The organism is Thermogemmatispora onikobensis, assembly GCF_001748285.1.
Lineage (GTDB): Bacteria > Chloroflexota > Ktedonobacteria > Ktedonobacterales > Ktedonobacteraceae > Thermogemmatispora > Thermogemmatispora onikobensis.
Genome location: NZ_BDGT01000006.1, coordinates 1 through 24,733, shown reverse-complemented (window position 1 = coordinate 24,733; position 24,733 = coordinate 1). Strand labels below are relative to the sequence as shown.

General features: G+C 60.4%; 16 protein-coding genes and 1 CRISPR repeat array. Of the genes, 11 read left to right on the top strand and 5 right to left on the bottom strand.

Annotated features, from left to right (window positions below; genetic code table 11):
• Positions 1-42 precede the first annotated feature (42 nt).
• From BGC09_RS04000 to BGC09_RS03985, 4 genes are all read left to right on the top strand, one after another.
• Positions 43-528 carry an OsmC family protein gene (locus tag BGC09_RS04000; RefSeq protein ID WP_218103954.1) on the top strand — a complete coding sequence of 162 codons (486 nt, stop codon included), beginning with the start codon at positions 43-45 and terminating at the stop codon, positions 526-528.
• A gap of 94 nt (positions 529-622) precedes the next feature.
• Positions 623-1,039 carry a DsrE/DsrF/DrsH-like family protein gene (locus tag BGC09_RS03995; protein ID WP_069802348.1) on the top strand — a complete coding sequence of 139 codons (417 nt, stop codon included), beginning with the start codon at positions 623-625 and terminating at the stop codon, positions 1,037-1,039.
• Positions 1,040-1,133: 94 nt separating this feature from the next.
• Positions 1,134-1,385, top strand: coding sequence for a sulfurtransferase TusA family protein (locus tag BGC09_RS03990; RefSeq protein WP_069802346.1), 252 nt, complete (start codon positions 1,134-1,136; stop codon positions 1,383-1,385).
• Between the two features lie 30 nt (positions 1,386-1,415).
• Positions 1,416-2,609: an NAD(P)/FAD-dependent oxidoreductase gene (locus tag BGC09_RS03985; RefSeq protein ID WP_069802344.1), complete on the top strand. Its 1,194-nt coding sequence runs from the start codon at positions 1,416-1,418 to the stop codon at positions 2,607-2,609.
• A 138-nt stretch (positions 2,610-2,747) separates the two neighbouring features.
• Here the strand turns inward: BGC09_RS03985 and BGC09_RS03980 are convergent, their stop codons facing one another.
• Positions 2,748-3,818 carry a universal stress protein gene (locus BGC09_RS03980; protein ID WP_069802342.1) on the bottom strand — a complete coding sequence of 357 codons (1,071 nt, stop codon included), beginning with the start codon at positions 3,816-3,818 and terminating at the stop codon, positions 2,748-2,750.
• Between the two features lie 454 nt (positions 3,819-4,272).
• On the opposite strand from BGC09_RS03980, the gene BGC09_RS03975 reads away from it, so the two are divergent.
• On the top strand, positions 4,273-5,436 hold the full coding sequence (locus BGC09_RS03975) for a baeRF3 domain-containing protein (RefSeq protein ID WP_069802340.1): 1,164 nt from the start codon (positions 4,273-4,275) through the stop codon (positions 5,434-5,436).
• A gap of 133 nt (positions 5,437-5,569) precedes the next feature.
• Here BGC09_RS03975 and BGC09_RS03970 read toward each other — a convergent pair whose 3' ends face one another.
• Positions 5,570-6,358 (bottom strand): phosphate signaling complex PhoU family protein, encoded by a 789-nt coding sequence (locus tag BGC09_RS03970; RefSeq protein WP_069802338.1) that lies wholly within the window; start codon positions 6,356-6,358, stop codon positions 5,570-5,572.
• A gap of 497 nt (positions 6,359-6,855) precedes the next feature.
• On the opposite strand from BGC09_RS03970, the gene BGC09_RS03965 reads away from it, so the two are divergent.
• From BGC09_RS03965 to BGC09_RS03940, 6 genes are all read left to right on the top strand, one after another.
• Positions 6,856-7,908: an NAD(P)-dependent alcohol dehydrogenase gene (locus BGC09_RS03965; protein WP_069802336.1), complete on the top strand. Its 1,053-nt coding sequence runs from the start codon at positions 6,856-6,858 to the stop codon at positions 7,906-7,908.
• Positions 7,909-8,453: 545 nt separating this feature from the next.
• The gene (locus tag BGC09_RS03960; protein ID WP_069802334.1) at positions 8,454-9,641 is read left to right on the top strand and encodes a DNA cytosine methyltransferase; all 1,188 of its coding nucleotides are present in this window, start codon (positions 8,454-8,456) and stop codon (positions 9,639-9,641) included.
• 43 nt (positions 9,642-9,684) lie between these two features.
• Positions 9,685-10,410: an HhH-GPD family protein gene (locus BGC09_RS03955; RefSeq protein WP_069802332.1), complete on the top strand. Its 726-nt coding sequence runs from the start codon at positions 9,685-9,687 to the stop codon at positions 10,408-10,410.
• Entirely contained in the window at positions 10,394-12,967 is a 2,574-nt protein-coding gene (locus BGC09_RS03950) for a DrmE family protein (protein WP_141727624.1), read from the top strand. The genes BGC09_RS03955 and BGC09_RS03950 overlap by 17 nt, the downstream gene beginning before the upstream one ends.
• Positions 12,961-16,365, top strand: coding sequence for a helicase-related protein (locus BGC09_RS03945; RefSeq protein ID WP_069802328.1), 3,405 nt, complete (start codon positions 12,961-12,963; stop codon positions 16,363-16,365). The genes BGC09_RS03950 and BGC09_RS03945 overlap by 7 nt, the downstream gene beginning before the upstream one ends.
• A 5-nt stretch (positions 16,366-16,370) precedes the next feature.
• Entirely contained in the window at positions 16,371-18,254 is a 1,884-nt protein-coding gene (locus BGC09_RS03940; protein ID WP_069802326.1) for a DUF8724 domain-containing protein, read from the top strand.
• A gap of 29 nt (positions 18,255-18,283) precedes the next feature.
• Here BGC09_RS03940 and BGC09_RS03935 read toward each other — a convergent pair whose 3' ends face one another.
• From BGC09_RS03935 to BGC09_RS03930, 3 genes are all read right to left on the bottom strand, one after another.
• On the bottom strand, positions 18,284-21,946 hold the full coding sequence (locus BGC09_RS03935; RefSeq protein ID WP_176728833.1) for an AAA family ATPase: 3,663 nt from the start codon (positions 21,944-21,946) through the stop codon (positions 18,284-18,286).
• A 319-nt stretch (positions 21,947-22,265) separates the two neighbouring features.
• Positions 22,266-22,442, bottom strand: coding sequence for a hypothetical protein (locus BGC09_RS22725; RefSeq protein ID WP_176728832.1), 177 nt, complete (start codon positions 22,440-22,442; stop codon positions 22,266-22,268).
• Between the two features lie 36 nt (positions 22,443-22,478).
• Positions 22,479-22,844, bottom strand: coding sequence for a hypothetical protein (locus BGC09_RS03930; RefSeq protein ID WP_069802322.1), 366 nt, complete (start codon positions 22,842-22,844; stop codon positions 22,479-22,481).
• A 1,298-nt stretch (positions 22,845-24,142) separates the two neighbouring features.
• Positions 24,143-24,695: direct repeats of the CRISPR family, unit length 37 nt; unit sequence GTCAGAAGCAGCGAAGAAGCCCGTCTGGGATTGAAAC.
• Positions 24,696-24,733: the final 38 nt, after the last annotated feature.

The following is a 24,733-nucleotide window of genomic DNA, read 5'->3' as shown; positions in this document are numbered from 1 at the left end:
AGAGAAGGCGAAGGGACCTCTCTCAAGGGAGGAAGAAGACCAATGGCAGAACGAATGACGGCCCAGATCAGACTCGTCGAGGGCCTGAGCTTTGAAGCCGAAGCTGGCTCCGGCCACCATCTCAGGCTGGACACTGCGCCAGAGCACGGCGGCCACGATGCTGGCTTCCGTCCGATGGAGCTGCTGCTCATCGGCCTGGCCGGCTGCAGCGGGATGGACGTGCTTTCCATCCTGCGCAAGCAACGTCAGCAAGTGATCTCCTACGAGATTGTCGTCGGGGGGATTCGCTCAGCTACCCATCCGAAAGTCTTTAGAGAGATCAAGGTAGAGCATCTCCTCACTGGAAGACAGCTCCAGGCCGAGGCAGTGGCCCGAGCACTCGATCTTTCAATACAGCGCTACTGCGGCGCCGAGGCCATGCTGAACAAAGCTGCGCGCATTACCCATACCTTTCGGCTGCTTGACGTGGACACGGGACGGGAGGTCGCCGCGGAGGTAGTCGCCAACAAGAATACCACAGCACAGTGAGCACGCAGCCCACGCGGCCCGCCTGGCTGACCTGAATGCCCGTCCCTGGTCGAGACAAGCGAGACGAGACAAGAAGGAAGGAGTCACAGGCATCATGGAAAATCGCATGTCGCTGATCGTCTTCTCTGGAACAGCGGACAAGCTCATGGCCGTTGCCACGTTGACCAGTGGGGCTGTCGCGATGGGGCTGGAGGTCGAGCTATTCCTCACGACGTGGGGATTGCAGGCCTTCCGTAAGGGAGCAGCCCAGGCCACTGTGAGCGTCAGCAAAGATGCCGGCGATCTCGGGCCTGTCCTGCTGGAGCAGATGCGTAAAAAGCAGGTTCCTGGCTGGCTAGAGACACTACAGCAGGCACGCGAGCTGGGTCAGGTACATGTCTATGCCTGCGCTATGACCCTGGAGCTGCTCGACATGAAGCTGGAAGATCTCGAGCCGATAGTCGAAGAGGTTGTCGGCGTAGCGAGCTTCATCGAACGGGCCAGCGAGAGCCGCATCACCCTGTTCATCTGAGGCCTGCCTGTCTGTCTGCCCCTCTTCCTTTACCCAGCCTGAACGGAGGCAGCGGGCAGCATAGCAGCAGATGAGAGCCAGAAAGGAGGATACCATGCCAGAGAAGCCGGGAGAAATCCAGATTGATAAAGAAATCGATGCGCGGGGCAGCTTCTGCCCCGGTCCCCTCATGGAGCTGATACGGGGGATCAGAGCCATCCCGGTCGGAGGGACACTGGCGCTCCTCTCCAGCGATCCAGGCTCGGCCCGCGATGTTCCGGCCTGGGTACAGAAGGCCGGGCACGAATTGCTGGGGACTTTCCCGGAGCAGGGATATACCCGTTTCGTTGTCCGCAGAAAACGCTAATGCCAGGCAGACCGAGAGGAGGGCCTACCTATGCCTCGACAGATTATCATCATCGGTGGAGGAGTCGGAGGGACGATCACGGCCAATATGCTGGCGCGGCAGTTACGCCCGCATGAAGCCGAGATCACCCTCATTGATAGCACAGGGAGGCATGTCTACATGCCTTTCTGGCTCTATATGCCCTTCAACGACAGCGACCCGCAGAGCCAATTGCTGGTCCGCGATGAGCGGACATTGTTGCACCAGCGCGTTCACCTGCTGATCGGGCAGGTGCAACAGATTGATGTGGCCAATCATCAGGTGCACGTCTCCCAGAGCAACGCCCTCGAACCAGCCGGGGGAAAGAGGGAGAGCGTCCTTGTCTACGACGATCTGGTGCTGGCCACAGGGGCGCGGCTCGCCTTCGCCGATCTGCCAGGACTGGAAGAAGGGCCGGGGGTATGGCATCATTTCTATGACACCGAGGGAGCGCTGCGGCTGCGTCAGGCCCTGAGCACCTTTCCCGGCGGGCGCATCGTGATTGCAGTAGCCGGTATCCCCTACCGCTGCCCTCCAGCTCCCCTGGAATTCACCTTTCTGCTCGACGACTGGCTTCGCCAGCATTACCTCCGGGAGCACACCGTCATCGAGTACCTCTATCCGCTCCCGCGCGTCTTTACCATCGAGCGGGTGGCGGAAATGGTGGCTCCTTGGCTGGAAGAGCGCGAGATCGCCACACGAGTCTTCTTTACGCCGGAGGCTGTCGACCAGCAGCGCCGGGTGATTCGCTCGCTGGAAGGCGAAGAAGTCCCCTTCGACCTGCTGATCCTGGTCCCTCCGCATCGCGGGGCGCAGGTCATCGAAGCATCCGGCCTGGGAGATAGCCAGGGATGGATTCCGACCGATCGCTACACCCTGCAGGTCAAAGGACAGGAGCATTTGTATGCTCTCGGGGATGCCACCGATCTGCCGGTGCCTAAAAGCGGTTCCGCCGCCCACTTTGAAGCCCGCGTCCTGGCCAGGCGTCTGGCGGCAGCGATCCGTGGAGAGACGCTTGAGGGGGATGAGGCTCTCTACGATGGAGAGGTGATGTGTTTCCTGGAGACAGGGAATCGCCGGGCCACCCAGCTGGTGTTTAACTATGAGCACCCGCCTGAGCCTCCGCGTCCAAGCCTCTTCTACCACCTTGAGAAGCAGCTGTTGAACCATGCCTACTGGCACCTGATCCCCCAGGGCCTCATTTAGGCTGAGGTCGGTGCAAGGGAGCAGCCAGGGAGCGAGCTGGTCAGGTCTACCAGTAATCAATGAGAGGCGTGCCTGGCAAGATGGCACGCCTCTCATCGTCAAGGCTGGACGCTCCCCTTGCAGTCAGTCGCGGTCAGATCAAAGGAGGCCCGTCCAACCAGCGGCCCCTGACTCGTCAGCCGCCGGCGGCTTGCGCTCCTCTGCCTGGCCCGCTGACTCCTCTGCTGAGCCTTCGCCCTCATGCAGCATCCCAGGACGAACAATAAACAGGGGGAGCTTACTGCTCGCAAGCAATTGCTCCGCGACGCTGCCGAGCAGGAGACGGGCCAGGCCACTGCGTCCGTGGGTGGCCAGCGCGATCAGATCGAAGTGCTGGGCCGGGTCCTGCGCATCCTCAGCCGCGGCATGCTTGAGAATGGCCCCAGGGACATTGCTCCTGGCGATCACTGCGGACGTGATTGTCACAGCAGGGTCGGCCAGTTGCTCCTGGCGCACGCGCTGCATCACTCCCTCCAGGTAGCTCCTGGCTTCCTCCTGGAGCTGCTCGCGCAGGCCCGGGTCCGGGATACGCATTCCCCCCAGCGTCCCGTAGCCAGGGACATCGACGACACTCAACAACTGTACCAGGCTCAGCTCGGGTGGAGCAAGCAGCGCCAGGAGCCGCAAGGCCGGTTTGAGAGCGGCCTCCGCGGTCAGCGAGCCGTCCAGCGGCAGTAGCAAACGCAGCGGGCGCCCTGGCCGTGGGAACGGCAGCAACGGCCCCTGTTCATGGAAGACCAGCAGGGGAGCCGGGCTGCGTCTGACGGCCTGCTGCGCCATACTGCCAACAAGCCACCGTTTGAGCCGACTGGCGGCGTGGGTACATAGGATGATGAGATCCGTTTGCTCCAGGCGCGCTGCCGAAAACACCGTCGAGGCCGGAGGGCCAAAGGCCACCTCCTGCTCGACTGGCAGGTGCTCAAGGGCCTGCGCGTAGTTCTGGACGGTCTCGTTGAGGTAGCGCGTGGCCCTGGCAATCTCGTGCTCTGCCAGGCTGCTGGAAGGGTCGAAGAGTGTGCTGCTGTCGGCGAGCACCCCCGGGGGAGGCCACTCGATCACGCGCAACACCGTCACTGACCCCTGGGCCGCACGCGCCAGGTGCGCGGCGATCAGCAAGGCTCGCTCAGCGGCGGGGGTGCCATCCAGGGGCACAAGAATGCGGCGAAACATGGGTCTGTTCCTCCTTTCTGCTCTGTTCTGCTCTGTGCTGCCAGCGGTGCTCAGTGGTCTGCTGTTCTGCCGCTCGCTCATCTCCACGGCACCATCAGGGGCCCGCCTCGGAGCACACCAGACGCACTGGCTGGAGACCGCTGGTCCTTGCATCGTCTGACTGTTGCTCTACTGTCTGCCTGTCTCCTCCTTGTTTCCGAGCATACCTGATCGATCTCACAAAAGCGTTACAGGGGCGTGCGCCTGCCTCACAAACAGCCCTCTTGAACGCAGCAGAAGCAGAATAGGAAGGAGGAAGCTGCCACCCCGGTGCAGCAAGCGCTGTCGCGCATGCATCCTGTAACCAGGCTGTGAAGACGACAGGGCCTCCTGAGAGAGGCTCGTGAGCGGTCCGTTCTAGGCTTTTCTCAAGAAGAGAAAGCTATAGCATAGTCGGTTGTCAGGGAGATGCCCCATGCAGCAGAGCCGATACTATCAGGAAATCAAGACGGTGCTGTCCAGCGAGGATGCTCCGTGCCTCTCGCTCTATCTGCCCACACCCAGCAAAGGTCAGGGCTATTACCTTGGACCACGACTGCTGAAGCGCTTGCTCCACGAGGCGCGTGAGCGCCTGGCGCAAACGCAGCTCAGTGTGGCCGAGCAGCGGAGTCTCCTCGCGCCCATCGAGGCCCTGCCCGCTGAGACCTCGCTGTGGAACACCGTTTCACCCGGGCTGGCGGTCTTCCGTTCAGCTACCCTCTATCGGATCTATCACCTCTCGTATGCCCCTCGTCCCCAGGTAGTGGTTGGAGCGCACTTTTTCATCAAACCGCTGTTACCACTGTTGAGCCGCAATGAACATTTCTATCTCCTCGTGCTAAGCCGCAAGCACGTGCGGCTGCTGGTCTGTCACCCATTCGGCCAGCAAGAGATACCCTTGCCTGAGAGCATCACCAGCCCCCCAGGCTCCTGGCGGGAGCGGTGGTCACGAGCCCATGCGCTCCAATACCATAGCGGTAGCCCGGTGACTCACCACGGAAGGCGTGGGGCCGTGATGTATCACGGCCAGGGCGCGGGCGAACAGGAGGAGCAGGTGGATGAGTTACGGTATATCCGGCAGATCGATCATGCGGTGCATGCTCTCCTGCGCAGCCAGCAAGCACCACTGGTGCTGGCCGCTGTTTCCCCACTCCAGGCGCTCTATCGCCGTGTCAACACCTATCCGTTCCTTCTCAAAGAGGGCCTGGAGGGGAATTTTGATGAGGTGAGCGCCGCTCTGCTCCGTCAGCGAGCCTGGCCGCTGGTCGTCTCTTCCTTGCGGCAGGCGCAACAGGAGACCCTGGCCCGCTTTCGCGAGCGTGAGGGCACCGGGCAAGCGTCTGCAGACCTGGACGAGATTGCTCGGGCGGCCTGCAGTGGGCGCATCCAGCTCCTCTTCATCGCTGAGGAGGCCACTATCTGGGGACGGTTGGACCCTGTGACACAGACCATCGATGTCCACGCCGAAGCACGGCCCGGCGATGAAGACCTGGTCGATCAACTGGCAGCCCAGACGATCCTCCACGATGGCCTGGTTTCCGTAGTGGCGCCGGAGCATATGCCCACACCAGGCCCGCTGGCGGCCATCTTCCGCTTCTGAGACGGGTCCGGGCTGGTGCTGGCAGGACCAGTTCCCACCTCTGGGAGCTGAGACAGGGAGGGCGAGGAGGGAGAGAGCCTGAAGAGGAGCCGGACGCAGTGACAGAACGGCGGACTCAGAGGCTCCTCCCCCCTCACTGGGCTGGTTCATGGCAGCGGTCAACCAGCAGGCGAGCCTCCAGACGTTGCAGCATCCGCATGCTGCGGACTCCTTCAACCACGAAGATGAGCCGCTCGCAGAGCGTGGCAGCGTGGGAACTGATGCGTTTCAAGAGCAGGGCCAGGGCGGACAGATAGGCGATCCAGGGCTGTGCCCTGGCATTGGTCCCCGTGGAAGTGAGCGCGCCAGCTGGCATGATCAGAAGCAAACTGCGTTGCAGCCTGGTCAGCTCATGCTGCAGACGGCGTTGTTGCCGCCACAGGCGCTGCGCTCCCTGGGTATCCTGTTCTGCCAGCACCAGGGCCAGCGCCATCGCCGAGGCGCTGATCTGACGCCCGAAGGTCAGGAGTTGCTCCCCCTGCCCGGCCAGGGCGGGAGGCCATTGTTCCGCCTTCCCATCTTCCTGGCCAGCCTGCGCAGTGGAGGAGCCGAGCCAGACGATCAACCGGGCCAGCTCTTGCGCCTCCTCGCTCAGCAGGCGCAGCTCGCTGCCCAGCACAGGCAATGACACCAGGAAACGCAGCGCGCTGCCTCCCATCTCCCCCCCTTCGAGGAGGAAGACGCGCATTTCGTCCTCGATCGCGGCCTGCAGGCTGGCAATCATCGGGTCTGCCGGCAAGACCGTCTGTGCCAGCGCTGGATCGAACAGCTCTACGGCCTTCAGCGCGCGCGTCAGTCGCTCACTGGTCAAAATGCCCAGGCGTACCAGTTTGTCCTGAAGCTCCCGCAGAGAGCGGGAATCTTCAGCCGCTCGTTTGTACATGACTGCTCTCCTTCTCTCCGTTTCCCAACTGGTTCGGAGGCCCCGGCCTCTGCTTACCAGCAGTGGAGCACACGGTCATTCCCCCATTTTCCTTACTCATGGGAAATATATACCCCCGGCACTTCACAGGGCCTGCACAAGAACAGGCCCGCGCATCACAGGAGGTTCTCGCTGCACCGCTCTGGTCGGTGGCCGCTCTCCTGAGAGAGGTCCAGATCAAAGAGAAGCCTGGCCCATGCCTGTACAGCTTTTCCTGCGGGGCCAGCGCCGCACCTGGGGAACGCTGAGCAGAGCGGAGCCTGGCTCCTTTCCTCGGGGGTGAACCGTGATCAGACAAGGGGCTGCTGTGAAGGCCCTGTGACAGGAACAGCCTATCCTTCTCGAAGGAGAGCAACAGCGCAGGAGCTAAACCGCAGTGCTCTCGACGACGCGAATGAGTGTTGCTCTGGCAGTGTACTCGCTAGCGGGTGAGTCTAGTAAACACAGGAGCAGCGATCATGAAAGCCTTTGTGATGAAGGCCATCGGCCAGGTGGGTTTCATGGAGAAGCCTGTGCCTGAGCCAGGCCCGAACGATGCCATTGTGCGCACGACGCGGGCGCTCATCTGTACCTCGGACTCGCATACTGTGCGGGGAGCCATCGGCCCTCGCACCAATCTGACACTCGGCCATGAGGCGGTGGGCATCGTCCACGCTGTTGGCAGCCAGGTGCGCCAGTTCCACCCAGGCGACCGGGTGGTCGTCGGAGCTATTACCCCAGATTGGGGGGATCTTGCCTCCCAGGCCGGCCATCCTTCTCAGTCAGGTGGACCATTGGGAGGATGGAAATTCTCCAATACCAAGGATGGCGTCTTCGCGGAGTACTTTCACGTGAATGAAGCCGACGCCAACATGGCGCTGATTCCCCCGGATGTCCCTGACGAGATGGCGGTCTACTGCGCAGATATGCTCTCGACCGGGTTCATGGGAGCGGAACAGGGGCGTATCCCGCTCGGCGGGACAGTGGCCGTCTTCGGGCAGGGACCCGTCGGGCTGATGGCCACGGCTGGTGCCAGACTGCTGGGAGCGGGCCTGATCATCGCCGTGGAGGCGGTGCCCCGGCGGCAGGAGCTGGCTCGCCTCTACGGGGCAGATATCATCGTCGACTTCTCCCGCGAGGACGTGGTCAAGCGTATCCTGGAGCTGACCGCCGGGCAGGGAGTGGATACGGCCATCGAAGCACTGGGCAGCGATGTCACCTTCCAGACCGCCGTGAAGGTGACCAAAGCAGGTGGCACCATCTCGAACATCGGCTACCACGGACACGGCGAGTTTGTCCATATCCCGCGTCTGGACTGGGGGGTGGGCATGGCAGAAAAAACGATCACTACGGGACTGTGCCCTGGCGGGCGTCTGCGCCTGGAGCGTCTGCTTCGCCTGCTCCAGCAGAAGCGCGTTGATCCAACGCTGCTGACCACCCACACCTTTCCGTTCGAAGAGATGGAGCGAGCCTTTGAGATGATGGATCAGAAGCGAGATGGCATCATCAAACCGCTCATTGTCTTCACCTGAGCCGTTAGCCGCGGCGATGACGTGGCAGGACCCAGACCCGCCTCTCTCTTATGAGTAAGAAAGGAGGCATTGACCAGGTCTGTGAGGTCTGTGCCGGCTGTCTTCCCCTGCTTTGCCAGGGAGGGCAGCCGGTAGAGAGCGATCGACTCGCAGGCCAGAGGAAGCAGACCATGCACTGCCCTGTATGCGTTAGAAGGCAGTGCAGGCAGAACGACAAGCGGGGCGGCATGAGGCATGCCGGAAAAGCGGAAGAGGGAACAGGTTCCAGACAGAGGTGTCACAGGTGAGCACTCGTTCCAGGCCAGCAATCCTGCTGCCTCCACCAGGAGCACTGACACTCCTCACCAGCGATGCTGCGGTTCTCGCAGAACTTCTCGGTTGAAGGAAGATCCTGTTTTTCAGGGATATGTCAGAGACACTGCAACGCAGAGAACAACCCTCCTTTCATCTCGACGTCAGCGGGGGACCACCAGGTGTCTTGCGAGAGAAGCTCTGATATGTTATCCTGCTGTTATCAGGCTCTTTTGTTGACCGCGAGGTGAGTGATGAAGGAGAAGCCCATCGTTCTCGATCTTTTTTGTGGGGCTGGCGGGCTCAGTCTGGGTTTCGAAATGGCTGGTTATCAGATCGGTCTGGGGATTGAAAAGGAGGTCCTCCCCTATCGCACTCATCGCCTCAATTTCGGAGATGCCTGTTACTTAGGAGATATCTGCCTTATTACAGATCCAGTGCGCTTTATTCAGGAGCGTAACCTGGAGCGAGTCGATGTTATTATTGGCGGACCACCCTGCCAGGGATTCAGTCGAGTAGGGAGAGGCAAGCTGCGCCGCCTGCATAAAGACCCTGGCTATATCCATGATCCTCGAAATCAATACTATCAAGAATTCATCCGTTTTATCAGAGTACTACAACCGCTTTATTTCGTTATGGAAAATGTTCCAGATATGCAATATTATCATGATGGTGAGGAATTACTTCTGGAAAAGGCCAGTCGTAGTTTCCGGGAAATGGGCTATGTGGTAGATTTCCGGATTCTTCAGGCTGATGATTACGGTGTACCTCAGACCCGGAAGCGCCTCTTTATGATTGGAAATCGTCTCGGACACGGCATTCGCTGGCCTCCACAAACCCATCGGCAGCACCCTGTAACTGTATGGCAGGCGATCAGTGATCTTCCCATTGTACCTCATCGCCATCGTCTGGATGTGATGCCCTATGAGCCACGTGGGGAACTGACCAGCTACCAGCGACAGATGCGAGAGGGAGCTGGTGACCTTCTCTATAATCATCAGACCCGCGCTCATAATGAGCAGGACCTGGCGGCCTTTGCCTTGCTGCCAGAGGGGGGAAAGTATGTCGACCTGCCTGCAGAGTACAAACGCTACCGCGACGACATCTTCAAGGACAAGTACCGGAAACTTTTCCGCGACCGGCCATGCTGGACGATCGAGGCCCACATTGGCAAAGATTCGTATCGATATATTTATCCCAGTCGTCAGGGGGAGCCTGAGCCCCCCAGGACGATATCCGTTCGCGAAGCAGCGCGGCTGCAAAGCTTTCCGGATCGTTTCCGCTTCGCAGGTCCTTTCACCCGGCAGTTTTCGCAGTTAGGGAATGCTGTACCACCGCTGCTGGCCCGAGCTGTAGCAGAAGCTATTCGGCCTGGAGTGCTGGCAGGCATTAGCAGTGAAAGGAAGGAAGCATCTCTTCCTTCTATCTTGCCAGTGCGCTAGTCTTCCAACCAAGGTTGCAGAGCCAGTCAGGTAAGGTAGGGTTATGAGCGATCTCCAGGCTCTATCGGACCTCAACCACTTCATCGATGCCCATACCTTCCGCCAGTCTCTCCTTTCCTGGGGAAAGGAACACTTTCGTTCCTTTCCCTGGCGTCAGACGGGAGACCCTTATCACATCCTTATGGCCGAGATCATGCTGCATCGTACTCAGGCCCGGCAGGTAGTGCCTGTTTACGAAGCATTCATTGCACGCTACCCCACTGTTGCTTTACTGGCACAGGCCAGCAGAGAACAGCTACACCAGATCCTCTATTCCCTGGGGTTGCGCTGGCGCATTGACCTGATCCAGAACATGGCTCAGGAGCTCATGAGTCGCTTTGGCGGTCAGGTTCCACAGGAGAAAGCCCCTCTGCTCTCTCTGCCGGGTGTGAGTGAGTATATCGCCAGCGCTGTCCGCTGCTTCGCCTGGAATCTGCCAGAACCACTGATTGATACCAACGTGGTGCGGATACTGGGACGGCTGTTTGGCCTGGAAACCAGAGATTCTTCGCGACGGAGCCGGCTCTTTCAGCACCTGGCTGCGACGCTGGTTGATCCGGAGCAACCACGCCGCTATACATATGCACTGCTGGACCTGGCCGATCAAATCTGTATGAAGAAGCGTTTACCCCTATGTAAAACGTGTCCCGTGAGGGCACAATGCAGTTACGGACTTGCTGCAGTGGCCGGAAACATCCAGCGAGGCAAAACCCATGATGACGGCAGATGAAGATTCAAACAGTGCAATCACCACCTCACCCTGGTGGCATGTTCTGCAGCATCACCCTGGTCGCGATCTGGTAACCCTTGCCCAGGAACAACACCTCTACTATGGACGCAATCGCATTCAGCTCCACTGGCTGGACCAGCTTTGTCTGCGCCTGAGCCTGCAGGCGTATCTCCATCGTCGTCCTCTGGCGATTGTCTATCCCGTCCCCATCTGCCATCTGGCAGCGCTGGTGGCAGCAGAACTCCTGATCTATGATTTTGCAGAGAGACACCAGTCCACACTTTTCCATCGGTCCAGGCCCTCTTTTATGCTGATCAGTTCGCGGACCGAGATCCGCGAGCATTACCTGAATATACGGGTTGACAAAGAACCTCTGGCGGCAACTTTTCCCCTTGCTCGTATTCGCAACGACGGCGAGCCCGCTGGTATTGTTGCCCCAGGTATAGAGGCCAGGTACCCTCCCCGGCTGTATCATCTCCCGCGGCCCTTCCTGATTGAGAAGCCCTGGCCAACCGGGATCAAAGCGATCATTGTCGACCATACCGACGACACCTTTATCGATCAGGTCTCTCGCATCCATGAGCTTGCTGCACATCGAAAAATTTCTTGCATTATACATATCTGTAATAATCCATTTGCCCCTTATCTTCAAGATCTGGCAGAAGCAGGCGTGCCTGTATGGGCCTGGAGCCACTCCGAGCTGGAGGCGGAGGCCCTCCAATCATCGCCTGGAGCTGCCGCAGGTCCGGGGCACCCGTTTGAGATCAGCGCACGGCAGCTCAACAACATCGCCAGTGGAATCCGCCACCAGCTGGTCCTTTGCCACCATCCCAGGCTGGAAAACGCAGCCTCCCGCCTGTGGGATGACCTGGGGACTATTCAGCGCACCGATCCCTGGCGAAGCGACTCCGGCGTGCGTCGCGCGATTCAGGCTGCCTATGGCGTCTTCTACACCATGTTGCAGCTGCTGGTGCCACTCCCTGTCTATGAAGAGGAGGCCAGCCGGTTCTGGGGTCTTCGCCCCATCGATCGACGGATCGCTGACCTGGAGGCGTTTACACCTCTGCTCCGGACTGAAGCACCTGAGATCGAGAATATCTACTGGCCATCGTTATTGCTCGATCTCAAGGATATGCGCCTGGCCCTGCTCGAGGGCAATCCCAAGTATGATACGCTGGTTCAACAGATACGCGAGCAGCGACAGCAGTCAGGTCAGTCAGGTTGCCTTGCAGTAGTCTGCCCCAATCAGGCCAGTCTGCGAATGGTGCAGCTTTGCCTGCGTGCACGCGAGCGTCTGCCTCTGGAGAGGCCAGACAAAGCGCAGGCGGAAGCTCCCATCCGCCTGCTTACGTACAAAGACCTGAGCACTCTTTCCTCTGCTGATATCCTGCTCTTCCCCGGCCAGTTCAGTTACGGTCGCCGGCAGTATGCTCTTACCGCCGCAGCCCCAGACATTCGTTACCTTGCTTACCGCGACGAAGCCGAGAGAATTGAGCAACAACTTCTCTCGCTGCACCAGACGCTGGGCAGACTGGCCAGTGAAGAGGCGCACCAGCGAGCCTGGGAGGCTCTTGTCTCTGGAGGAGCCAGTCAGGTCCAGGCTGCCTCCAGACAGAGACACCCACCCATTGTCATAGAGTTCGCTCGTCGGGAAGGAAGCCGACAGACTCGCAGAAAGGTCGCAGCTTTATCAGGGTTTTCCGATCTCTCTATCTGGACTCCCTTCTCGACCCTTGAGTATGATCAGCAGAACGAAGGAGATCCCGGCACTGATGATCGCGATAGTGATCATCCCCCTGTGTCCTCTGCCGTGTTCCCACAACAGCCCTCTGAGAAGTCTCTGGTGCCTGCCTTCCGTGTGAACTTCCAGGATGGTTTCTGCTATGCAACACGAGAGAGCCGGCTGATGGTATTCCTGTCAGCGACAGAGCAGATAGATGAGCGAGTGGTCGAAGGGCTACGAGCAGGTGACCTGGTGCTGTTCGTGGATGGTCAGCAGCGCCGCACCCTTTACGAGGCCATTCTCGAGCGGGTGAAACGTCATCCTAAAATGGGGGCCACCTATCTGCTGGTACGCTACTGGCAGGAATCTGTCAGGGCAGGATTCCTGCAAGCACAATTGACATATGAAGAGTTGCTCAAGGAGCTACAGCAACGAGGGAGTCATATGCAGTCGGTTGCAGGAGTCAGGTGCTGGATCACTGGTCAGGTACTTGGGCCCTCCGATCCTGAAGACATTTATCGGATTGGCTACATCTTTGAGGATAACGCTCTAATCCAGGAGTACCGGAACATCGACAGCGCCCTGCGCCGTATTCGATCCTTGCACAGGGCTCTGGCTCGTCAGTTGAATCGCGTTATCATTCAGGCTGGAGTGCGTGGCACTCATTCTGATGCCGCAGAGGAATGCATCGACCAGGAGCTCAATCTCTATGTGGATGATTTCCGTGACAGTGTCACTATTCATCGTGTCGTGAGTGTCAGTCAGCGGGAACTACTGGTCCCCCCTGCCCTCACTCAGAGGTTCTTCAAGGAAGGAACGGTACTGACATGGTAACGCCTCAACGCCTGGATGAGATCAGACTGGCTCGGTATCTGCAACACCGCTTGCTTGATCAGCTCACGGGCCGAAGCGAGGATATCTGCCGGGATGACCGCCCTCGCAACCGTTACTTTATCGGCTCTCTGGCCAATCGTCCTCAACAGATGGACGGCCCTGATCCTGACGATGATCTTTTCTCGCGCCTGGCCCCTTCCTCAATGGGGCTTGAAATCAGGGTCAAGCCCAGGGGAGAGAAGGCACGATTACTCGTCCAGCCAGCCTTCAATGTGTACTATCGAATTTTCCCCGATCTGGAGCATCAGCGTCGTCTCGCCGGCTATCCCCGCCAAACCTCTGACCAGGAGCAGCCCCGGTCACGGGAACGATGGGCTATAGCCTATCGCAAGATCTGTGTTCAGGTGGAACCAGTAGCCATACCCATACCGCAACAGCTCTCCAGGCGCCAGCGATTGAGTGACCACATGACGCAGCTCGCTATCACCAGGGCACTGGAGCGCGCCTGTCAGCAGATATTGAACGATCCACACCGCTACTATGAGCTTCCGAAAGGTACAGCAATTCCCCCTGAAGCACTGAGCGATCAGGAAGCGTTCGAGCGGTTCTGTCGCCAGATAGCTGCTACTGGCCGGGAAGAGCTTCCGTCCTGGCAGGTCATGCTTCAGGTCGAGGCACGTCCAGTGGTCGGTGACCTGCTTCAGATCTCACTCATGCTTCTGAACAACTCCCCTGACGATGGGCAAGAACACTCCCTCACTGATCATTACCTGTTTGATGTTTGCCTGCAGGTTGAGGGGCAGGATGCAGAGCTCCAGCCATTTGTTTTCGATCTTCTTCCTAAAGATTATCGCTATGATCGTCACCTGTGGGGGTTAGGACACAACTGCAGCGTCGCCAGAGTAGAAGAGCTGAATGCTGTGCGAACCGAGCACACGCCGATCTATCAGCAACCGGTCTACACCACCCGGGATAGAGTTGAGTCCACTCTGCCCGGGGCGGCCTTCCAGGATCTGGCCCAAGAGCCAATCCCCGTTTTACACGCCATTGCTGACGCAATGGACCAGTATCTGCACCAGTGGGAGCAAAGACTGCAGGCACAGCAACGAGATCCCGGCTGGGATGCTGCAATGCTGGCAGCAGCGGAGAGTGACTGGCAGGCATTTGCAGGGGAGATCGCTCGCTATCGGCGAGGAATCAGCGTTCTGGAGCGCTACAGCACACTGCTGCGAGCCTTTCAGCTGATGAACCGGACCTTTGCCAGTGCCAGCCGCCACGATTCCTGGCGTCTCTTTCAGATTGTCTACATCGTCACGCAGCTACCTGCCATTGCCGCCCGCGAGTATGACCTCCCAGAAGGGCGTGAGGACTGGGATTATGTGGATGTCCTCTGGTTTCCCACTGGCGGCGGCAAAACTGAGGCTTATCTGGGTCTGATTGTCTGTGCCGCGTTCTTCGACCGATTGCGAGGGAAAACGGCTGGGGTCACAGCCTGGATGCGTTTTCCCCTCCGTCTGCTCTCTCTGCAACAGCTGCAGCGCATGGCAGACATTCTGGCCGCCGCTGAATGTCTCCGCCGTCAGACCGCTCCCATCAACACCGACGAGTACGATCCGTTTAGCGTGGCTTATCTGGTTGGAGCAGATAACACGCCCAACCGGCTCGTCAGCTACAACCAGAACGGCCAGGACTCCTGGCTCAACCGCCTTTGGAGACAGCCTCAGCTTCTGCAAAGCTTTCTGACCATTCCTCGCTGTCCTTTCTGCGGTCAGCACAGTGTGAGAATGGATCTGGAGGAGGAGACAGTCCGCCTGGTCCATCGCTGTACCAATCCCAGCTGCTCCGAGGCTGTTCGCAAGGGCATTCTGCCCGTCTTCATTGTGGATAACGAGATCTACCGCTATCTCCCCACCGTGCTGGTTGGCACGATTGACAAGATTACCGCCATCGGCTACGAGCGCAAGGTCAGTCATCTCTTTGGCGCTGTCTCCCACAAGTGCCCTCAACATGGATACCTGAGCCTGGGAGAATGCACAGAGAAATACGCCTGCACGGTGAAACCAAAGGATTTTATCCCGGTCAGACTGAAAGATCCTTCACCGGTTCTGCAAATACAAGATGAGCTCCACCTGCTCCGCCAGGAGATCGGCGCCTTCGATGCTCATTATGAGACTTTCATCGACTCATATCAGCAGCGCATGCAAAAGGTCCGCATGAAGATCATCGCTGCCACTGCTACTATCGAGGAATATGAGCATCAGATCGAGCACCTGTATAACCGCAAGGCCCGTCGGTTCCCCGTACCCGGTCCCGAGTTAGGAGAATCCTTTTATGCTACCACTGAGGCTCAGAACCTCCGACGCCTCTTCATCGGAATCATGCCACATAACTATACCCATATCAATGCCATTGTTCGCATCGCAGAGCTCTACCACAAGGCCATTGAGGATCTGCGGCGTGATCCTGCAGGAGCCATTGCCCGGCTGAAGCTGACTTCGGTGGACAGCCCTGCCAGGTTCCTGGGCATGCTTTCTCACTATGAAGTCTTTGTGACGTATCTGCTGTCCAGACGGGAGGGGGATCGGCTTGATCAGAGCTTTGAGGGACAACTCAATCGAGCGCTGACCGAGGCTGGCTACAGCGAGGTAGATAGCCGTTCAATCACCAGTGCGACCACCTTTTCCGAGGTCGCCAGGATCCTGGATCAGCTGGAACAACCTGATCCAGATTTTGCCCGGCGCCTGCGATCACTGACAGCGACCAGCACGATTTCCCACGGTGTGGATGTAGAGCGGCTCAACTGTCTGTGTTTCTTTGGAATGCCTCGCCAGACTGCCGAATATATCCAGACCTCCAGCCGGGTTGGACGTGATCACCCGGGCCTGGTCTTCGTTTGCTTCAACCCGGCCCGAGAGCGGGATCAGAGTCACTACCACCTTTTCACCAAGTATCACGAATATCTTGATCGGCTGGTGGAACCCGTTCCTGTGAATCGCTGGAGCAAGTTTGCCATCCGGCGTACCATCCCGGGACTCTTCATGGCCTTGCTCTTGAATGACTATAACCTCAGGCTGGGAGGAGGAGGAAAGAAGTCCCTCTACTTCAGCAAACAGGTGCGCCAGCTCCTGGAAAGCCGCCGATTGCGACCGGATGAAATGGTCGCCTGGCTGAATGAGGCCTACTGCACAGGCAGGCAGGAAAGTGGCCAGGAATTCGCACAGGTGATCCAGGAGAAGGTCAGCGAGTACTTTGATATGCTGCGCAATCCTCAGAAGAATTTCACCTCCGAGAATCTGACAGAACAGCCGATGCAGAGCCTGCGGGATGTTGATGAGCAGATTGATATCATTCCAGACAAGGACTCGCGCCTTCTCATGAGCCAGGCCATCAGGGGGTAAGAGCAATGAGGCGAGGAAAACAACAGATTCTCTTCAATTTCCTGCCCGAGAAAACCTTCGACTTTGAGGGGGGGCAATTCATCTGCAAGGTCACCAATGTTCAGGCAAGTGATGACCCCGAGCGACAGCTGAACAAACCCTATGTGCTTGATCGGGTTGCCTGGCTGCTCCAGCAATGGCCAGAAGAGCGCCGTCGAGGCTTTCCGGATATTCATCAGCAGGACCGCTACGTGCTGGTCACTCCCAGGGCAGTCCAGGCAGAAATCTTCCCGCTGCTCTTCGAATGCACCAACAAAGGGTGTAGACGGGCTATCCTCTACCATAACGTAGGAGAAGTCAGTCAGTACAACCCGGAGTTGCGCTGTCATCACTGCAAGGGACGCCTGATTCAGTTGCACCATGTCCTGATCCATAGCTGTGGTCATATCCGACCCTTCATCCTGCCATCCTGTCCGCGTCATAAGCGCGAGCACCTCTGGCTGAACACAGGTGACAGTCAGAAGTATGCTCAGTTCCGCTGGCAATGCCGGCTCTGCTCCTTCCAGTCTCCCATTATCGAGGGCACCTGCGATGACTGCAACCTCCCCAAGAAGCAAATGCGGCCCATCGTTCATCGGGCCACCGCTTCCTACTATCCTCAGTATCGGACACTGATCAATCTTCCAGGAAAGGACCTCGACCTCATCCTGAGGGATCCGGAACGCCAGTGGCTGGCCATTGCCGCCTGCCTGCGGATCTTTGATCACGGACCTGATCTCCGTCTGCGCGATCTGGCAGGAAGCGCTCAGGGACAGGCTGCAGATCAGGATGCGTTGGCCACACTGGCACGGCATATCAGTACCGCGTCCCCGGAGCGGCGAGCAATCATGCAGGCCCACCTGGATGCATTACAACAGGAGTTTGCCGGGGCAGGAAGAGCTCATCGCCGCCGGGTTCTCGCTCAGGCCAGGCAGCTGATCACGCTGCAGGGAGAGGATCTTGAAGAGACAGGAAGGGAGTTACTGGAGTTCGTTCGCATCAGAGAATCGCTGCACGTCGTGACCATCAAGGACCTTGAGCAAAAGGCACGTCAGGAGAGCAGCAGTCGACTCCCTCTCTACCAGGAAGCCTATCGCCAGGCTCTACTGAGTACGGGACTGGCCGATGTGCATCTGATCGGGGATTTTCCGGTGACAACGGTCCTCATCGGATTTACCCGCGACCGTCGTGAGGCTGATGAGACCGTGATTCGTGCCTTTCCCCGCCTCCAGTCGAAGGACCCGCGTACGCCTCTCTATACCGAGACGACGGAAACTGAAGCATTGCTGTTCCGCCTGAACCTCCGGCGTGTGATGCGCTGGCTCAGGCTCAATGGGCTGATCACAGAGGAGCCTGCCGCAGACGACGAGGCAACGCTGCACGCCTGGATTCTCAACCGCATGAAGAACGTGAATCCCTTCCGGGAAATCACCAGGGATCAGCCGGTCACCCAGGCAATCTTCGGGCTGGTCCACTCGTTTAGTCATCTGGTACTCCGCCAGGCTGTCATTCTCAGCGGGTTCGATCGGACCAGCTTAAGTGAATATCTCTTTCCCCGCGCGCTCTCCTTCGTTCTCTACAGCAATAACCGAACGGCATTCACGATTGGAGGACTGTATACCCTCTTTGAGCAGACACTGCATGAACATCTTCGAGCAGTCATGAATGCCGGTGAGATCTGCATTTACGATCCGGTTTGCCTGGAAGAGATGGGAGCCTGCCATGCCTGTATGCACATCTCAGAGATGAGCTGTGAATATTTCAACCGCAACCTTCACCGCAAATATCTCTTCGGTCGGCTTGAGCCCGACGGACGCGAATATATTGGCTACTGGGATCAACGGTGTGCAGTTGAGCAGATTGCCATGTAGCCAGGGCGGGTGAGGGGTCCCCATCCCTGTCACAGAGCATGTTGCAGGAAACGATCCACCCAGCCGAAGGCCTCGAACAGGGCCAGCCCCAGCTCGGGAGAACGCACGACCAGGGGTGTGACCAGGGAGAAGCGGGCGAGGGCGTCGGGTTCTCCGCGGGCCTCAAGCCAGGCACGCTGCAGCAGAGCCAGGAACCCGTGTGCGGCTGCGTCAGCGCGAACCAGTGCCTCTCCCAGTTGTCTCCATAGCGCTGCCTGCAGCCCGTGATCCCGATGTGCGCGGATCGCTTCTGCTGTCTCCTGGAAGCGCTGGCCCTCTGTCAGCAGCTCCCCGAGCCTCCTCACCAGCGCCACCTCCTGGCAATGTTTCCCGAGGTGCATGGCTTGCGCTGTCTCTTGAGGAGCCTGTATCCGCGCCCGTGCTGCTGCCAGCTCCGCCTGGGCCCTCGCTCGCCAGAAGCCATCGGCAAGCGCCTGGCTCATGTCCTCCGCTGCACGCCAGACTTGCTCCGCTTCCTCAGTGCGCTGGGCGAGCGCGAGCGCCTCCGCCAGGTCGATCAGTGCTCGCGCTCGCCTGAAGCTGGCCTCACTCGCCCGGACCATCCCCTCCGCCTCCTGCCAGATCCTCCTCGCCTCTTCAAGGGACGACCCCCGCGCAAGCGTCTCGGCGAGTCTGGTCAGCGCGCGTGCCTGCCCGAAGCGGTCCGGGAGAGCGCGGATGACTCGTTCCGCTTCCTGATAGCGCCGGGCCTGCAGGAGCACCCCCGCCTGCCTGAAGCGGTCCGGGGTGGAACGACTCCCTTCCTCCGTTTCGTGCTGGGCTTGCGTCGCCTCCTCAGTGCGGTGCATCCGCGCGAGCGCTTTCTTCAGGTTCAGCAGGTCCCACGACCTCGAGAGACGGTCCGAGAGGGCACGGCTCATCTCTTCGACCCGCGCTGCTTCCTCTTCACGCTGCGCCTGCCTGAGCGCCTTCGCCAGTGCTTCCAGCGTCTCTGCCCGCAGACAGCTGTCCCCCATGGCCCGACTGACTTCCTCCGCTTCCTGGTAGCACTGCGCTTCCAGCAGCACCCTGACCAGCTCCTCCATCACCTGGGTCCGCGACTCATCGCTCTCGATCCGCTGCGCTGTCTGCTGCACCCTGTATCCAAGCTGCAGCACCTCGCTGGCTCGCCCCGGCTCCCTGGTCCACCACTGGGCGATCGCCAGCCACGCCCTCGCTTGCTCTCCAGGGTCACTCCGCAATGCAGCCAGCCCCAGCGCCTTGCTCTCCTGCCCCAACGCCGCCATGAGCGAAAACGCCTCCAGCGGATAGCGGTCTGCGATCCCACTCAAGCTGGCACGTAAGAGCGTGGAGCGCCAGAGCGCTGGCAACCGCTGCAGCCCCTCCGCGCTCTCCCCCGCACTGGCCGCCACCCGCTGTCCTAGCACCAGGTCCTGTGCATACTGCTGCCCACTCACCTCCCAGCGCACCTTCTCTTGTCCATAGTGGCCTGCATCCAGGAGGGCCAGGAGCCGTCCCCACTGCAATGGACCCGCCTGGAAGAGGTGCCAGACGTAATGTCGGCGCGCATAGTGCCGCCGTCTCTGCTCACTCCTCTCCAGGCTCTCCTGCCAGATTCGCGCCAGCCCCTCCTCCTCACACCAGGCCGCCAGCAGCGCGTGCCACCGCTGCTCGTCCTCTTCATCAAAGAGATAGTCTCGCTCCGGTTGGTCCGGGTCCCGGCGCAAGTACTCTCGAAACTTCTCATGATAGAGACGGTACGAAATCACTCCATCCACTCGCTCTTCTACCAGCACTCCTCCAAGCTGCTCCAGCCACAGCTTCAGTTCCTGTCCATCAATGGACCTGCCTCCCCCTTCACGCCGTTGCCAGAGCTGCACCAGCGCTTTCAGCTGCCGTCGCTCTAGTGGCTCTGCCGCTACCAGCAAGATCCCCAGCAGGGGCTGGATCACCCGGCCCCAGCGGGTCTGCGCTCCAGGATGGCGGCGTCCCCACTGATCCAGCGCCAGTGAGAAGAGCTGGTGCGGATTCGCCGCTACCCGGCGGGCGAGCGCTGCCGGAGAGAGCTCGTCAGAACCAGATGTGGCCAGCAAGCGGGCCGCCAGATCCAGAAAGAGCGGTGTTCCTTCCATGTGCAGATAGAGCTGCTCGCTCAGCTCCGGCGTCAGCGCTCGCCGGATACCCGAGTGGGCCGCCAGCCGCTGGTGCAGCAGCCGCTGCCAGTCTGGCCTGCTCAGCGCTGGCAGCGCATATACCTCCAGCGGCTCATAGCACTGCAGGACGGGCAGCAGGCTGGGCCGTGTCCCCAGCACAAACACGACCCCGGGCACTGGCTCCCCTCCCTCAGGCAAGGGGAGAACCACCCGGCCTGCGCTGTCCTCTGGGAGCTGGTCCAACCCATCGAGACAACACAGCACCGGACCCGTTCGCTTGACCACCTCCTCCAGCAGCCGCCGCAGCGCCAGTTGCAGCCCTGCCAGCGGCTCATGCTCCACGGAGAACGGCTCCAGGCCCGACCTGAGCAGCAGCGAGGCGACCAGGTGTCGTAGCAAGATGTCCTGATAGCCCGGCCCCGGTTGAGGGGGGATGAAATGCGCCAGCACCGTCCAGGCTGCTGGCTGGCCTCCCTCCTGCTCACAGGGGAAGGTGGTGACCAGCCTGGCCAACAGGCTACTCTTCCCTTGCCCAGCCACGCCCGTGACGACCAGATACCCGCCTGTGGACCGCAAGCACTCAATCCGTTGGCACAGCGCTTGCAGTTCTTGCTCTCGACCGACCACCTGCTGCACGCGCTCCTGCAGCCAGGCCTCACTGAACGGGTGCCGCGCGTATTCCCGCAGCGCTGTCGGTGTCGCCTGCTGTACCGCCTGGTCTCCCTGGTGAAACGTCGCCAGCACCACGCGCCCCTGCCCCGTCGCTTCCGTCGTCAGCCCTGGCAGTCGCTGGCGCAAGTCATCCACTAACCGCTCATAGGTGAGCTGCCCCTGCGCATCGAGCAGATCAGGACGCGCTCCTCGTAGCGCCGGCAGCAGGGCGCTGACCAGCTGGGTCCAGCCCTGCGCCCGCTGCTCCTGCGTTGTGCCCTGCGCTGAGGTAGCTGCCAGAACGATCCGCGCTCCTCGCTGGGGCCGCTCCTCTCCTCCGAGAGCGGCGTGCCACAGGTGCCGGACCGCCTGGGTGAGTCCCTCCAGCGGCTGTGCTTCACGCTGCGCCTGCGTCGTCGCCTGCCCGGCATGACAACAGTCCAGCAGTACCATCACCGTCCCTGCCTGGACCTCGGGGGTATCCAGCAGCATCTCTCGCAGCCAGCTCAGCGAGAGGTGCGCCCGCTGATCGAACGGCAGCACTGCCGGGTCAAAATCGTGCGTCGCCAGATACACCTCGCGTTGCTCTGTCGGCAGCAGCCACGGCACGCCATGACCGCAAAAGCAGAACAGCAGTAGATCCTGCGGACGGGCATCCTGGAGGAGGGCATAGAGGGCCTGTCTCACCCGCTCCGTGGTCGCCTGCTCGTTGAGCAGCGGTCCTCCCCCGACCAGCGCAAAGCTGCCGTGCTCCTGCAAGGCAGTGGCGAGCGCCAGAGCGCTCCTGGCCGCAGTGGCCAGGGGGGCCTGGCCTGAACGAGGGGCCTCATTGACCCCTACCACCAGGGCCCGCCGCTCCCCTGGAGAAGGATTCCCGGATGTGCTCATCTGCGTTCCTGCTGGGGGCATCCGGCTGTCACCTCCTGGACGGACTTGCCCGATCAGTGTGGGCAGCAGGACGTCTCTTCAGAGACAGTCATCATCGGCCTGGTTCCTTCATGGGGCCTCTGCCATCCGGGCCCTCGCTCCTTGCCTCTCTCTGCGAGGAAGACCTCCTTCAGGTGGCATGTATCGCGCGCTCTGCATGCCCTCGCTGGGAGGAGGAGAGCCGGCCAGAGGCACTGGTACCAGCCTGCTCCCTGGGCCTGTTCGTGCGCTGCTGTCCCCGCGTCGAATACGGACCAGGTGAGATGATGTGCGGCTGCGCTCAGGGAGTATGCCGGCGGGCGATCCCCCCTCGCTTGCGCGGCAGCCGCAGCGTCAGGGTCACCTGCAGCCCCCCGTCCCCCAAGATCGCCGGCTGCCTGGCGCGCTGGGTCCGCACCAGGTCGGTGAGCACCAACTGCACCTGTGCTACGTCAGCCCCGTCAAGGGAACGGGTCATGTCCCCCAGCTGGAGGGTGACCGTGATCGGGTGAACCTAGCGCTGTGCCTGGCCCACGTGCCGGGCATACCGCTCTCTCACGCGCGTCGCCACCGTCCAGAGAGCACTCGCCAGCGTGAGCAGCGCGCTCGCGTCGTTGAGCACCTCTTCCAGGGTCATGCGGTGCTCCCAGACCCACTGCAGCGACGCTGCGAGCAACTCAAACAGCAATGGGCCGCCCTGTTGCCCTGTGGGCACAGGCCGTAGAGTCAAGCCCTCCTGGCAGAGGAGGGTCATGGCCTCCTGTCCCACGGTCTGGATGAGGGCGGGATCAGGGTGCTCCTCCGAGTCGGCGCACAAGGCCACCAGGATCGTGAACGGAGGAGCCGGTTCGGACGCAGGGGTCCTGGCAGGGGTATCCATGACTGGGGCCTCCCTCGTGCAAAAATCAGCGTCTCTTCCACTAAAGAAGAACGCGCACCGCTCCTCCTTGTCGCACAGAGATTCTTCCCGTGTTTCCTGCTCATGCTGAGTTCCTTGCCCTGGCCACTTCGTCTGCCCGGATGGCCTGCCACCTGTCCACCGGGAACAGAGCTGATGAAGGACGCGACCGGCACGGATTCTGAGCAACGAGCACTACACCGCGACGCTCCTTATCTGCCAGGACAGGGATGGTGCTCCTGCGAGCTGCCTGGACAGGACGCGGACGGCATCCACGCCTGCAGAGGGGTCGCTCCTGTCACGGGCAGCCTCTTCCTCCGCTCAGGGAGCTGGCTGACCCCCGGGCAGCCACCTGTCCGTTGCCTCTCGCCGCCCAGTCTCATCCTGGCCATCCTGTTCCCCAAGGGCGACGGGCGGGCGTGAACAGGCCTCCGCGAGATGCTCAGTGCTCTGTCGCCTTGCCGCCATCCTGCTTCCAGCCCTCCACCCCCTCGGGGAACGTGTCAGGGCATCTTCTCCCGGCTTCCCCCGCTCCGCTCCTGATGCTGCTACGAAAACGGCACCGTCCATGTCCCTCCTGATCAGGAGGAGCCTATTCCCGGCGAACGTCCCGTGTGTGCCCCGATCGGGCAACGCCAGCAGTGCCCTGCTCAACCGATTGCTTCTTGGCACGGTGCAGCGCTCCGCATCATCAGGCAACGTGCTGTGTGGTCGCTCGCCCAGGTTCCCTGGGCTACCCTGCCTGCCCCCAGGCGCGCCTGGGGGCCTCTCAGTGACGCGGTCGCCCTCATCCCTCCACCTGGAAGCCGGCTCCTGCCTGTCTTCCCCAGCGCATGGTCCGACCCCGTGGCTCTACGGTCCCAGCACTCAGGATGCTGTTGGCAGAGGGAGCCTGCTGCCATGCCATCCGCAGGGGGGAGCGTTTCATGGGAGCGAATAGCTCACCACCGTGGCTGCAGGGACAAACCCTGGCGGGGAGCTGACTCGGGAGGACCGCTCAGCGGCATCTCCTGCGGGCGGGCTGTGCCATGCTGCTGCCCTCCATGCTGCTCTTACTGCAAGGAATAGTTCTTGCTGCTCTCGCTGCCCAGGCTCGTCGCTTCGAGCATCTCGGCACCCGGCGTTCCACGCAGCGATGCTCGAAGGACCTCACCAGCCGCTGCAGGGCCACAGCGGCTGGTATCATGACCGCACAACAGCGGTCACTGCTGACCGCTTTTTTGGGATGCTCGAAACGGCTTGACGGAGACAGCTCCTGATGCTATCCTGAAGGAGGGGCTGTCAGAAGCAGCGAAGAAGCCCGTCTGGGATTGAAACTGGACTGTGGGATGAGGCGAATCGGCTCTATCGTCTGGGTCAGAAGCAGCGAAGAAGCCCGTCTGGGATTGAAACCTTATTCCCTTGAGGCCATCCAGGAAGACTCTGGCATGTCAGAAGCAGCGAAGAAGCCCGTCTGGGATTGAAACATGATGCGAGAGGGGCCGGTCTCACCATTGAGGTGGGTCAGAAGCAGCGAAGAAGCCCGTCTGGGATTGAAACCCCCGGAGATTGTCCGGGTGGCAGCAGCTATTTTCCGGTCAGAAGCAGCGAAGAAGCCCGTCTGGGATTGAAACTCAGGTGGCCAATCGCTATGCCAGTGAAGGACACCGTCAGAAGCAGCGAAGAAGCCCGTCTGGGATTGAAACGATAACGGCTCGCCACTGCTCATCAGAACGGTGCGTTTGTCAGAAGCAGCGAAGAAGCCCGTCTGGGATTGAAACATTGGAGCAGCTAATGGCGAGGTCCCTCCCTGACTAGTCAGAAGCAGCGAAGAAGCCCGTCTGGGATTGAAACTCGGATCGAATTGGTCTTGTCCCATCCCTATGGGGGGG

What these genes read in the sequence shown, in the direction of transcription:
- BGC09_RS04000 (WP_218103954.1), top strand. Translation starts at nt 43, where the DNA reads ATGGCAGAACGAATGACGGCCCAGATCAGACTCGTCGAGGGCCTGAGC.
- BGC09_RS03995 (WP_069802348.1), top strand. Translation starts at nt 623, where the DNA reads ATGGAAAATCGCATGTCGCTGATCGTCTTCTCTGGAACAGCGGACAAG.
- BGC09_RS03990 (WP_069802346.1), top strand. Translation starts at nt 1,134, where the DNA reads ATGCCAGAGAAGCCGGGAGAAATCCAGATTGATAAAGAAATCGATGCG.
- BGC09_RS03985 (WP_069802344.1), top strand. Translation starts at nt 1,416, where the DNA reads ATGCCTCGACAGATTATCATCATCGGTGGAGGAGTCGGAGGGACGATC.
- BGC09_RS03980 (WP_069802342.1), bottom strand. Translation starts at nt 3,818, where the DNA reads ATGTTTCGCCGCATTCTTGTGCCCCTGGATGGCACCCCCGCCGCTGAG.
- BGC09_RS03975 (WP_069802340.1), top strand. Translation starts at nt 4,273, where the DNA reads ATGCAGCAGAGCCGATACTATCAGGAAATCAAGACGGTGCTGTCCAGC.
- BGC09_RS03970 (WP_069802338.1), bottom strand. Translation starts at nt 6,358, where the DNA reads ATGTACAAACGAGCGGCTGAAGATTCCCGCTCTCTGCGGGAGCTTCAG.
- BGC09_RS03965 (WP_069802336.1), top strand. Translation starts at nt 6,856, where the DNA reads ATGAAAGCCTTTGTGATGAAGGCCATCGGCCAGGTGGGTTTCATGGAG.
- BGC09_RS03960 (WP_069802334.1), top strand. Translation starts at nt 8,454, where the DNA reads ATGAAGGAGAAGCCCATCGTTCTCGATCTTTTTTGTGGGGCTGGCGGG.
- BGC09_RS03955 (WP_069802332.1), top strand. Translation starts at nt 9,685, where the DNA reads ATGAGCGATCTCCAGGCTCTATCGGACCTCAACCACTTCATCGATGCC.
- BGC09_RS03950 (WP_141727624.1), top strand. Translation starts at nt 10,394, where the DNA reads ATGATGACGGCAGATGAAGATTCAAACAGTGCAATCACCACCTCACCC.
- BGC09_RS03945 (WP_069802328.1), top strand. Translation starts at nt 12,961, where the DNA reads ATGGTAACGCCTCAACGCCTGGATGAGATCAGACTGGCTCGGTATCTG.
- BGC09_RS03940 (WP_069802326.1), top strand. Translation starts at nt 16,371, where the DNA reads ATGAGGCGAGGAAAACAACAGATTCTCTTCAATTTCCTGCCCGAGAAA.
- BGC09_RS03935 (WP_176728833.1), bottom strand. Translation starts at nt 21,946, where the DNA reads ATGAGCACATCCGGGAATCCTTCTCCAGGGGAGCGGCGGGCCCTGGTG.
- BGC09_RS22725 (WP_176728832.1), bottom strand. Translation starts at nt 22,442, where the DNA reads ATGACCCGTTCCCTTGACGGGGCTGACGTAGCACAGGTGCAGTTGGTG.
- BGC09_RS03930 (WP_069802322.1), bottom strand. Translation starts at nt 22,844, where the DNA reads ATGGATACCCCTGCCAGGACCCCTGCGTCCGAACCGGCTCCTCCGTTC.